This is a genomic window from Mammaliicoccus sp. J-M41, assembly GCF_022385935.1.
Classification (GTDB): domain Bacteria; phylum Bacillota; class Bacilli; order Staphylococcales; family Staphylococcaceae; genus Mammaliicoccus; species Mammaliicoccus sciuri_A.
Genome location: NZ_JAJNIR010000019.1, coordinates 18,815 through 30,775 on the forward strand (window position 1 = coordinate 18,815; position 11,961 = coordinate 30,775).

The 11,961-nt window shown below is 27.5% G+C and carries 11 protein-coding genes; 3 read left to right on the plus strand and 8 right to left on the minus strand.

Features of this window, described 5'->3' with window-relative positions:
• Positions 1–22: 22 nt before the first annotated feature.
• The 3 genes from LQ686_RS08395 to LQ686_RS08405 all read right to left on the minus strand — a co-directional run bounded on the left by LQ686_RS08395 (position 23) and on the right by LQ686_RS08405 (position 4,438).
• Entirely contained in the window at positions 23–1,189 is a 1,167-nt protein-coding gene (locus tag LQ686_RS08395) for a glycosyltransferase (RefSeq protein ID WP_107596804.1), read from the minus strand.
• A gap of 14 nt (positions 1,190–1,203) precedes the next feature.
• On the minus strand, positions 1,204–2,877 hold the full coding sequence (locus LQ686_RS08400; RefSeq protein WP_239733271.1) for a CDP-glycerol glycerophosphotransferase family protein: 1,674 nt from the start codon (positions 2,875–2,877) through the stop codon (positions 1,204–1,206).
• An 88-nt stretch (positions 2,878–2,965) separates the two neighbouring features.
• Positions 2,966–4,438, minus strand: a complete 1,473-nt coding sequence (locus LQ686_RS08405; protein WP_119475439.1) for a CDP-glycerol glycerophosphotransferase family protein — start codon at positions 4,436–4,438, stop codon at positions 2,966–2,968.
• 214 nt (positions 4,439–4,652) lie between these two features.
• On the opposite strand from LQ686_RS08405, the gene tagD reads away from it, so the two are divergent.
• Both tagD and LQ686_RS08415 read left to right on the plus strand, forming a co-directional pair.
• Positions 4,653–5,045 carry a glycerol-3-phosphate cytidylyltransferase gene (gene tagD, locus LQ686_RS08410; RefSeq protein WP_025905448.1) on the plus strand — a complete coding sequence of 131 codons (393 nt, stop codon included), beginning with the start codon at positions 4,653–4,655 and terminating at the stop codon, positions 5,043–5,045.
• Between the two features lie 87 nt (positions 5,046–5,132).
• Positions 5,133–6,272, plus strand: a complete 1,140-nt coding sequence (locus tag LQ686_RS08415; RefSeq protein ID WP_107596774.1) for a serine hydrolase domain-containing protein — start codon at positions 5,133–5,135, stop codon at positions 6,270–6,272.
• A gap of 38 nt (positions 6,273–6,310) precedes the next feature.
• Here LQ686_RS08415 and LQ686_RS08420 read toward each other — a convergent pair whose 3' ends face one another.
• From LQ686_RS08420 to LQ686_RS08430, 3 genes are all read right to left on the minus strand, one after another.
• Positions 6,311–7,363 carry a glycosyltransferase family 2 protein gene (locus tag LQ686_RS08420; RefSeq protein WP_107596775.1) on the minus strand — a complete coding sequence of 351 codons (1,053 nt, stop codon included), beginning with the start codon at positions 7,361–7,363 and terminating at the stop codon, positions 6,311–6,313.
• A gap of 4 nt (positions 7,364–7,367) precedes the next feature.
• The gene (locus LQ686_RS08425) at positions 7,368–8,423 is read right to left on the minus strand and encodes a CDP-glycerol glycerophosphotransferase family protein (RefSeq protein ID WP_107596776.1); all 1,056 of its coding nucleotides are present in this window, start codon (positions 8,421–8,423) and stop codon (positions 7,368–7,370) included.
• Between the two features lie 117 nt (positions 8,424–8,540).
• Positions 8,541–9,344, minus strand: a complete 804-nt coding sequence (locus tag LQ686_RS08430) for an ABC transporter permease (RefSeq protein WP_025905452.1) — start codon at positions 9,342–9,344, stop codon at positions 8,541–8,543.
• Positions 9,345–9,551: 207 nt separating this feature from the next.
• On the opposite strand from LQ686_RS08430, the gene tagH reads away from it, so the two are divergent.
• Positions 9,552–10,346 carry a teichoic acids export ABC transporter ATP-binding subunit TagH gene (gene tagH, locus LQ686_RS08435; RefSeq protein ID WP_025905453.1) on the plus strand — a complete coding sequence of 265 codons (795 nt, stop codon included), beginning with the start codon at positions 9,552–9,554 and terminating at the stop codon, positions 10,344–10,346.
• A gap of 167 nt (positions 10,347–10,513) precedes the next feature.
• Here the strand turns inward: tagH and LQ686_RS08440 are convergent, their stop codons facing one another.
• Positions 10,514–11,581 carry an acyltransferase family protein gene (locus LQ686_RS08440; RefSeq protein ID WP_107596777.1) on the minus strand — a complete coding sequence of 356 codons (1,068 nt, stop codon included), beginning with the start codon at positions 11,579–11,581 and terminating at the stop codon, positions 10,514–10,516.
• A gap of 122 nt (positions 11,582–11,703) precedes the next feature.
• The gene (locus LQ686_RS08445; protein ID WP_107596778.1) at positions 11,704–11,955 is read right to left on the minus strand and encodes a hypothetical protein; all 252 of its coding nucleotides are present in this window, start codon (positions 11,953–11,955) and stop codon (positions 11,704–11,706) included.
• Positions 11,956–11,961 lie beyond the last annotated feature (6 nt).

The window sequence follows — 11,961 nt, forward strand, 5'->3', positions numbered from 1 at the left end:
TGTTAGGGATTGAGGTTGTTGCTTATTTAAAATGCTTGTTTAAATCTTTCATGAATTGCTCATAAATGACATCACCGTCGAAATCGTTACTTCTTTCTAGACCTTTTTGAATGACATTTTGAACATCAGGATGATGATAATTTTCAATAACATATGCAAGTTGTGCTCCATATTGCTTAGCATCTTGATAGTCTACTAAATAACCATTTTTTTGATTTTCAATTAAAAATTCTGGACCATAACATCCTTTATAACTGATAACTACATTTCGTTGATACATAGCCTCTAATATAACAAGACCAAAACCTTCAACTCTAGATGGGACAGCCGTAATTTTACTTTCAGCTAATACTTGTGGTAACGCATTAGTAGTCGGCTTAAGCTTCACAATATCTTGAATTTTATATTGATTGATCAATTGATGGAATTGTTCTTTTTCTTGTCCATCTCCATATAATTCTAATTGAAATTGGTATTTTCGCATTGTGTCTTGAATTAAATTGATACTATCTAGTAACAAATCAAAACCTTTTTCATGCTCAAATCTACCTGCAGCAACAATCGTATTATGCTTATCTATGTTATATTGAGTTTCTTTTAGTATATTTGGAACAATAATTACTTTAGTGTGTGTTAAACCTTGTTGATAATCTTGTTGGTCTTCTTTAGTTAATGTCGTAACTAAATCAAGTTGTTCATAACTTTTAAGTATATCTTTTTGATATTGCTCATCATGTGCATGTAAATACATATGTTCCATACCAATTTTAAATACCGACTGACTAGCATATTTGCTAACAAGTATATTGTAACTTGCGCGTGTTCCTACAATAATATCTGTATTCACATTCTGAATGGCTTTAACAATTTGTTGCTCAATATTACTTGAAAATTGATGAAGTCCAGGTTCAGACGGATGAATAATTTTAGGACTCAAAAAAGGTGTATACTTATTGATTCTATTTACAAATATATTTTTCAAACCTTTAATGGTTTTGTTATATTCAATAATGGGTTGAATTTCAATATTTTCATGCAACTTAAAATAAGGTTCATCGCTCGCTTTAAATACTGACAATATTTTTACAGAGTGACCTTTTTCACTTAATTTATTTGCCAAATTAGAAATTGATTTCGTCGTCCCACCCATATGATAAATATTGTGAACTAAAAATGTAAAAGATTTCATATAAATCCCCCTTTTCAGTCCATAGCTTGTTCTATCAATTGCGTGATAGTTTCGTATGACTGATTATTTTTGTTGATAAATTGATCACTAATCGTATGATAATGGTTATTCATAATTGCATTAAACAATAATGACTGATCAAAATATTGATTATCATTGATTGTTTCATAAACTTCTTTATATAAACCACGGTTATAATCGTAATTATTAAAATCTGGTGTATATAAATATACTTTTTTATCAATTGTTAATGCATCAAATACGATTGAAGAGTAATCACTGATTACAATGTCAGAAACAAGTAGTAATTGTTGTGTTTCAAACTGTGTTGTATCGATATAATTATGTTGTTTATTGGCATGATCTTCTTCGTGATATTTATAAATAATGTTATATTTCGCTTTCATCTCATCTGTAAATTCTAATAAAAACTCTTCTTCTTGATTATCTCTCCATGTCGGCGTATACAGAATTGTTTCTTTTTCAGTATTTAAATTTAACTGCTGTTTGATTTTATTTATTTCATTTGAATTTGAGTGTTGCTCTAATAAATACTGATTTCTTGGATAACCACATGCAACAATTTTTGTTTCTTCTAATGGAAATGCAGATTTAAATACACCATTGATAGAATCCACATCCGTTATAAAATAATCTTGTTTAATTAATTTATTATATTTACGTGCTCGATAATTATAAATATCAATATTTTGTTTAGGTTCTTTGCTGTCTAAGAATAGTCGTTTTAAAGGTGTACCGTGCCATAACTGAATGATTGTACCATTAGGTTTAAAATGATCTGGTAAGTAACTTTCAAGTATCACTACATTTGCTTCTTCTATAATTTGTTTCGTATCAGAATGAGATGGTGACACAAAGTGATCACCCTTTTCTTGGTCCGTAATAAAGTAAACCGTATATTTAGGGTGTTGTTTTATTAAATACTCAAATAAATATTTTGAATTACCTCTGTAACCATAATCGAAACCTAAAAATACAATATGTGGCTTAATTTTCGACTGATCTTTGTCATAAATATTAATTGCTTTCATTTGTTTTTGTAGTGCCGTATTATTTAATTTTTGATACGCAATTTTAGGTAATTGAAAATGTGATTTTAACATGACTTTATCAACTGTTCTTGCGATAGAAGGAAGACATGTTTCTTTCGCTTTAAATATTGGCGTTATGCCATTTAAAAGTGCAATTTTGTTTAAATAGAATTTTTCTTCAAAACTGAGACTTTCATTTTTAAATGCTGCTAAACAGCTTGCACTTGGTTTACTTTGATGAACAAAGTCAAATATAACGTGAGGATCAATCTTAATTTCATCCAAGTGGAAAATCGCATTTAATGTGATATCAAATATCGTTTCCCACTTATAATTAGAAATTAGCCATAATAGCTCATCTTTTTTGAAAATAATATTTGGTTGAAGCGTTATATTATTAAACCAATCAGCAACTGTAATAAATGCCTTTCCCATATATCTACTATCGTTTGTATAATAACCATTGTTTGTATAATCAACAATATAAGATTGATTATCCAATTCTAAATTGTTTAATACTTCTTCTCTAACTTGCGTATATTTATCTATTAAAATAATATGATTTTCTTCATGACATTCTGTAATTAAATAATTCTTTAAATTATGCTGGTCATGAACATTTATAATTTTAATCATTTTACACCTCATATATTTTGAACCAAAATATTTAGGATGAGAAAATTAATCTTATCCATCTTTTAAACTTTGTTTCGAATTTACTTTTCTAAAAAACTTTTAGTATACTAATAATTTTTTCTCCAACTCTTTTAGTTGCTTCTCCATCATCAAGTTGATTATATTTATGGTTAAATGTTTTATAAGTGTCTAATTGAGGTATGTCTTCATGTTGCATTGATTTAATATAATCAATTAATGCTTCACTTGTTTCAAAGACTGGTCCTGGTAAATCTGATTCATAAGGTAAATAAAAACCTCTAATATCATTAGCATATTCATCTTTATCATATGCAAAAAATAAGATTGGTCTACGCAAATTAGCATAATCAAAATAAACAGACGAATAATCTGTGATTAATACATCACTCATTAAGAATAATTCATTGATGTCATTAGCATCTGATAAATCATACACATTTTTATAATCATCTAAATTTAAATGTTCAGATACTAAATAATGTGCTCTTATGAGTAATACATATTCATTAGATAACTCTTTACTAAAAGCATCTAAATCAAGCTTCAGTTTAAAATTGTATTTACCAATATCTGTTCGATCATTATCTCTCCATGTCGGCGCATACAATATAACCTTTTTATTAGAAGGAATATCATATTTTTCTTTGAGTTGCATAATATAATTTTCATCATTTAACTGAACTAAGTCATCATTTCTTGGATAACCTAGTGTCATTAGCTGTTCTTCTTTTAAATTAAAAGCAGATTTAAATCGTTTAGTTGCTGTTTCACTCGGTGATATGAGGAAATCCCATCTACTCGTCTCTTTATTAAATTCATAAAGATACTCTTCAAGCCTGACATCAGGTATTGAAATAACTGTTTGATCATTAGCCAACTTCTTTAAAGGTGTACCATGCCATGTTTGAATATATAGTTGATTATCTTTCTTTTCTATCTGAGGTGATAATCTCGTATTAGCAATCCACACTTTAGCTTTTTGATAGGTCTTAAAATATTGCTTTGAATTTTTCTCAACAGTATCAATGTTAGATTCATTTAACTTTTCTTTTAAATTTTGATTATCCGTAACCACAATGTGTTTGTATTCCGGTAAAGCAGTACTTAAATAGAAATAAAGCATTCTCGGAGAATCTGCAAATGATTTACCATTAAACGATTCATATATAATTATCTTGTCTATTTTCTTTGAACAAACATCAGCAACATAATGATTCGAACGAATCGTGGATAAATATTTACGAAATTGGGAAATCATATAACTATATTTATAATTTCCTCGCTTCATAGCTTTGATTTCCATATATTTGAATATACTTTTCTTGGAAGTGTTATAATTAATTTTTCTTAACAAAATTGACAAACTATTTCTATTTTTGAATATAAAGTCAAATTTATAAGGAAATAGAGGATTGAAAACTTTGTTAAAATAATCAAAAAGTTCTTTTTTATTTATATTATCTATTTCTTCTTTATTAATAAAATACATAATTGTATTGTGAAATGAGTTATCAGTCATTAAAAATAATTTATCTTTCATAAATACCTCTTTAACTATTAATTCTTGTAAAATCCATTCTTATTATAACATATTAAGAATTAAAACTTTAAAAGTATCATTATAAGAGATAGTTCTCAATACTTAAGTATGAATAAATTTAATATCTTAATATTCTCGTTATATCCTTTACAAATAGTTTACATTAATAACTATATATATTAAGATTAAACATATAAAATAATGAGGTGAAAAAATGCGTAGAGTACTTACTTATGGAACATATGATTTACTGCATTATGGTCATATTGAACTTTTAAGAAGAGCTAAACAGTATGGAGATTATCTAATTGTTGCTTTATCAACAGATGAATTCAATAAGTTAAAAAACAAAAAGTCATATTATAATTATGAACAAAGAAAAATGATGTTAGAATCTATTAGATATGTTGATCTTGTTATTCCTGAAAATAATTGGGAACAAAAAACAGATGATGTAAAAAACTTTAAAGTTGATACATTTTTAATGGGTCATGATTGGGAAGGCGAGTTTGATTTCCTTAAAGATCAATGCGAAGTGATTTACCTTAAGAGAACAGAAGGTATTTCAACTACTCAAATTAAAAAAGAACTTTATGGTAATGAATAGAACACTTAATTGTGTTCTTTTTTACGATATTAAATGTAAATATTTTGAATTAATGGTAATATAATGTAAAAATATCAGAAGAAAAACATGAAGAATATATATAAACTAATATTAGGTATACTCATCGTATGTCTTATTATTGTTATAAAAGATATATATCAACATCGTGAAGTAAAAAAAGAACAAGTTCAGTCACATATGCATAAAAAACAAAATAAGAATAATCAAACTCAAAAGAAACAACCATCTGATAATGATTTTACCGAAGCAAATGATATTGATAAATATTTAAAATCTCAAGGTTTTAATGGAAATATAACAATTTATAAAAATAAACGTCCCATTATGAGTAAAGCATATGGTTATAGAGATGTTGAAAATGGCATAGCAAATGATACAAAGTCAATGTATCTTCTTGGATCAGCTAATAAATTTGTAACAGGCTTAATGTTAAGAGAGCTTGAAGAACGAGGCGTTATTAATATAAACGATAATGTTAATAAATATATACCAAACTTTCAAAATATATATCCCATAACTGTTAAAGATCTAATGTTGCATAGAAGTGGTCTAGCTAAAGCAAACTTCCCACCTACTGCTAGAGGATTAAATGGTGCAATAGAAAGTATTAAATTAAATGGTGTTGTCCATCAAAATTATCATAAATATTTTTACAATGATGCTAATTACATTACAATTGCTAAAATCATAGAAAATGCTACGCATAAAACATATACTCAAAACTTAAATGAACTCATTATTAATAAAGCTCATTTAAAATATACAGCCCGATATGATTCTATTCATCACCAACAGTATATGGTAAAAGGTTATAAATTGATAAATAATCAGTACATATATTTCTACCCCGCAACTCTCGATAAATACGATGGTGCTGGAAATATATACATATCTACAGATGATATGGCAAAGCTTGTTAATCAATTCAAAACGAAACAAATTTTAAATGGATCATCTACTGATATATTACTTTCACAAATTGATACGCATATTTATCCAAGTTCTTATAGATATGGATTTTATAGATATCCTAATCACCAAAGATATAGAGGTATATTTTATCAAAATGACTTTGTAACATACTCTAACGATCAATACATCGTTTCAATAGCAAGTAATGTATTAAAAGATCATTATCAAAATGATACCGAAGATATACTCAAGCATATCTTTAAAGTTATACTCAAACAAAAAATAGAAAAATAGAGATCGGATTAAGTCCTCTCTCTATTTTTCTATTTTATTTAATGAGATATTTTTTTGCTTTTATTTCTGATGTTTCTTAAGTTCATTTTTGTTTTTAGTTTCAGTAGCTTAAATTTATATGAACGATAAACTTTTTTATCTATTTGCATATCTAAATTACTTGCCACTACTTTAAATCTTTCAAAATTGTAATTCGCAGCAATTGTTAATACGAGTTCTTTCAAATCTTTCACGCTGTTCGTTTGAAGTTGTTGAACGACTTGTAAATACTTAATTGCTGGTTCAATAACGTGATTTAAGTTTTCTACTTTCATGAAATTATTTCGAATTAAAAAGTATATAATGAGATAATCCATTCTATAACTATAGTAGTTACTCACTTTTTCTTTTAAATCACTTAAGATATCCATTGTTCTTTTTCTAACTTCAGTAGCATCATTTAAATATTTTTCTATATTTTTGTAACTTGTCGCTACTATAGAATCTTCAACGCCTATGTTATATAAATAAGCTGAATCATCTAATATTGTAATACGACTTTTTGACCAAGCTTTCAAATTAAAGGTATGCTCTTCACAAAAAGTGATATCTTCATCGAATCTAATATTTTCTAATACTTCATGTTTGTACAATTTACCGTAAGGACCTATAGACTGCGTAACTTCTGGTGTTAAGTTTAATGTCGTACGATCTACAGCTTTTAAATCATTGTATGTTTGTATCGGTCTAATCTGATCACCAATTAAATGAGAAACCTTACCGACCACGATATCTGTATCATTTCTTTTTATAGCTTCAACCATTTTGTCGATAATGCCTTCACCTAATTTATCATCTGCATCACAAAACATAATATATTTACCTTTTGCGATACTAATGCCTTCATTCCTCGTTGCTGCAGCACCTTTATTTTCTCGATTCACAAGTACAATATTAGGATTATTAATTTTGCTAATTACATCTGCACTATTATCTTTAGATCCATCATTAATACAAATGATTTCATGCTCATAATGACTTTTAATTGATTTAATAGTTTGCTCTATTGTATTTTCTGCATTATAAATAGGGATAATAACACTTACTTCCATATTGTTAAGCTCCTTTGTTTATAAAATCAACTAACTTTTGAGTTGCATCAAAGTTTGTATATTGATGCCACATTGGTTTAATTTTATTATTTATTTTATTCAGATTTATAAGTCTATAAAGTGTTTCTAAATCATAAGCTTTGTTCTCTTTAGTCATTTCATAATAGTATTCATTGAGCCCTCTCATTTCATCGTACTTTGCTTCATCATAACTATAGAAAATAATCGTCTTATTTAAAAGTGCCGCTTCAATACTAAGTGAACTGTAATCTGTAATAATGATTTCTGCCATTTCAACTAAATCTTGTATATCTCTCGGATCTGAATCATGTGAAGTAATGCTTGGATGTAATTTAGTCACAAGTTCATATTCAGGGCACATTTTTTCAAATTTCTGTTTATCTATCGTATGAATTTCATTTGTATAATCTCTATAAGTAGGAACATATAAAGCTATTTTTTTGGGTTTATTAGGATACTCATGTTTATCTTTATAGTGGTCTAACCTAGGTAATCCAAATGGTAATATTTGATTGGGTTTGGCATCTAAACTTTTAATAAAAACGTCTTTCATAATATCTGAACTTACTAAATAATAATCTGTAAAATGATAAACTGATAAATAATTTTTTATGAGTTGTTTATGCTCAAGATTAATACTTTTATCTTCTAAGCCAAATTTTTTCAAGGCTCCGGCAGCATGCCATGTTTGAATAACTTTTTGTTCTGGTGTTTTGCTGATACTGCCTAATAATAAATAATATGTATCGATAATTATCATTTTACTACTTTTAATTGCTTTTAACTGTTGTAAGACATATTTATTACTTAAATTGATCACTTTATCTACATCTATATCATTCAAAAAATCAATCCACTTTGGATGCGCAATAACTGTAATATGATATTGTTCTTTCTTTAATGCTTCGATTATAGGTAACACATCTTCTTTAAAAGTCATAAATACCACGACATTTTTACGTTTCACATTACTTTTGAATAATTTATTAAATATAAAAATAACAGAAAGATAGACTTGTTTAATTATGCTTCTTACCACAATGACACTTCCTTATATAAAATTTACTAAAGTAAAAAATAGACCAAAAGCAGCTATATATTGAGATAAAGGCTGAGACAATCATTGATGTCTCAGCCTTTTCATTTATTAATCATTTTAAATAAAGTCAGCAAATCTTTGTCTAAATCTAACATGCAATATTGCACCTACTACAAAGAATAACACTGTCACGCATATATTATAAAGTAATAATTGCCAATGTTCTATGAAGTACCAATTATCATATAATATTGCTGCTCGATACCCTTCTGCAAAGAAGAATACTGGATTTAATTTCATAATCATTTCAATCACTGAACCTTTTTCTGGTACCCAAAGAATTGGCGACACGTAAAATAGCATTCTCAAAATAGCTTGCATCGCCATTTGTGTATCTCGAATAATAACACCTAAAGTGGACGTTAATAAAGAAACTGAAAATGCAAATATGTACACTAAAGGTAAATATATAAATAATTGTAATATATAAATCGAAGGTATAATACCAGTTGGAATACATAATAAAATTATAATTAAAACTAAAATAATATGACCATAAAATCTACTCGTCAGAATATAAGCAGGTATTGCTGACAAAGGAAAATTCATCTTTGCAACTTGATTAAACCTAGTACCTATTGATTTAGTCCCTTCAAGTATACCTTGGTTCACAAAGAACCACATACTAATACCGACTAATAAATATAAGATAAACGGTACACCATCTACTGGACCATTTTGCCGAATACCAAAGCCAAATGCAAACCAATATACAAATATTTGTAGTATAGGATTAATCAGTTCCCAAGCTAATCCTAAATAATTATCATGATTCGAAATTTTTAATTGGAATTGTGCTAATCTTTGAATCAAATAAAAGTTTTTGACGTGCTCTTTTATTACTGTAAAAACAGCATGCATGAATATCACTCTCTCGCTAAGACATTTATAACTCAATCTTTAATATAGCATCAAATGAGCATAGATGATATATTAAACTTTAGGTTAATCTCATAATTATAGAACATATATAATTTACATGATTCTAACAGAATTTACAATAAATTTACTAAACTCATAAAATAATGCATAATAGAAATGTTAATAATTATAAGGAATGAAGTACATATGAAAGAATCAGTTATCATTAATAATCTAACAAAAGAATATAAAATTTTCCGTAATAATAAAGATAGATTAAAAGATGTGTTTTTACCGAAACATCAATCACAAAGATTTTACGCGCTTAAGGATATATCATTTACTGCGTATGAAGGCGATATTATCGGTTTAGTTGGTATTAACGGGTCAGGTAAATCGACATTAAGTAATATTATTGGTGGTTCACTACAACCAACAGACGGTGTAATAGAACGCCACGGTGATGTTAACGTTATCGCAATTAACTCAGGTTTAAACACTCAATTAAACGGAATAGATAATATCGAATACAAGATGTTATTACTTGGTTTCTCTAAAAAACAAATTAAAGAACTTACACCTCAAATTATCGAATTCTCTGAATTAGGTGAATTTATATATCAACCTGTTAAGAAATATTCAAGCGGTATGAAATCTAAATTAGGTTTCGCAATCAATGTTACCGTCGATCCAGATATTCTTGTAATTGATGAAGCATTATCTGTTGGTGACCAAACATTCACTAAGAAAAGTTTAGATAAAATGAATCAATTTAAAGAAGCTGGCAAGACTATTTTCTTTGTCAGTCACAATATAAATCAAGTTAAAGATTTTTGTACAAAAATAGCTTGGATTGAAGGCGGCATACTAAAAGAATTTGGTTCTACTGAAGATGTACTTCCAAAATACCAAGCATTCTTAAAAGATTTCAACAAAAAGTCAGCAAACGATAAAAAAGCTTTTAAAGACGAATTAGATGCTACACGTTTTTATTTTAAATAACAAAACAGGCTGGGACATAAAGTAATGTCTCAGCCTGTTTTAGTATATTGGCAGTAGATGACTGAATTGAAAATGCGCTTGTATCAAGCTTTTTTCAACTCTAGTCATCCTTGCCGGGGCGGGACTACGAAATCTTTTTATACAAATTAGATTTCTGTCCCGCTCCCTTAATTTGCTCTATAATTTCCTCTAATCATTGTGTTAATAGAATTTCTACCAATTATAAATCTAGAAAGTGGTATAAATGATAGAACAACTGCTAAACCGACACTTAATGATAATGCAAAGATATACGTTGCAATATTATACATAAAGAATTGATCTATAAAATGAAATGTATATTTTGCCATGTAATAGACCATAATTTTATGTGTTAAGTAAATAAAGAACGATATTTCGCCAATAAAATATAAAAAGCTTATATTAAAGTTAGCCAGCTTTTTAGAAATAACCAAGATAAATATAAACGCTAATGCTGAATATATTAAAATGTCATAACGGTTAGATTGAACAACTGTTACATCATTTTGATAAATTGAATAAATAACTAAAAGTGTTACCCCAGCTAAACTTCCAACTAACCACATAAACTTTTTCTCCATAAACGATAGAACTTCATTGTAGTATCTACCTAAGTAAAAACCAAATACAAAATAGAATAACCAATAAAGAATATTCGTTCTATGGAATAACGGGTAAAATTCATTCCACCAATTCGTATACGTGTCATTATCGTACATTAGATATGAATGTGCGAGACTAATCGCAAAGCTGATGACCAGCATAACAACTGGATTTGCTTTACTTAATGATTTATGGAAGATTAAATGTAGAATATAAAATTGGAATATGACAATGACAAACCAGCCATACCAATTACCAATTAATAAATTTTCTTTAAACAACTGCCAGAATGTTTCTTCATTTCCATCAACTTTATACTTTGTATACACATAAAATGTTCCAATTGAAAAATAAGGGATCATAATATATTTAAACCGTTTGACTAGAAAGTTTTTCGGTAATTTATCTTTATAAACCATTGAAATTAGTGATTCTGACAAAATAATAAAGCACGGCGTTGCAAACAAAATTAATATTTGAAATGTTAATACAACCATGCGATTATGATCTTGTAATTCTACGTCTCTCAAATAATTTGATAATATATGCACGGCTACTATAATTAAGCAAAATATTGCTCTTGCATATGTAATTTCATGTTTTCTATTCATAAGTACTCCAACTCATAATTTTTTGTCACATATGAAGATTACATGATTTTAAATTAATTGTAGAATAATTATATAACCTGTTTATAATTAAACTTTTGTTAGATATAAATTAACTGCGTATTTTATTGCTTTTCAATCATAATCTTTATCTTCCCATGTTGATTGATACATTTAATTTTATTATCTTGCAAGGATTTTTCTAATGATTCATCTATATAAATTGGATTTTTGTATCTCACAGTATAATGTTGCCACTCAACATCTTCTAACAACCATTCACATACAAGTTGGCCAGGTACAATTTCTTGATGGATTGGATTTGAATCATGAATAATAGTTAAATATTTGTTAACAAGACTAATATCAAATTTCATGCTATA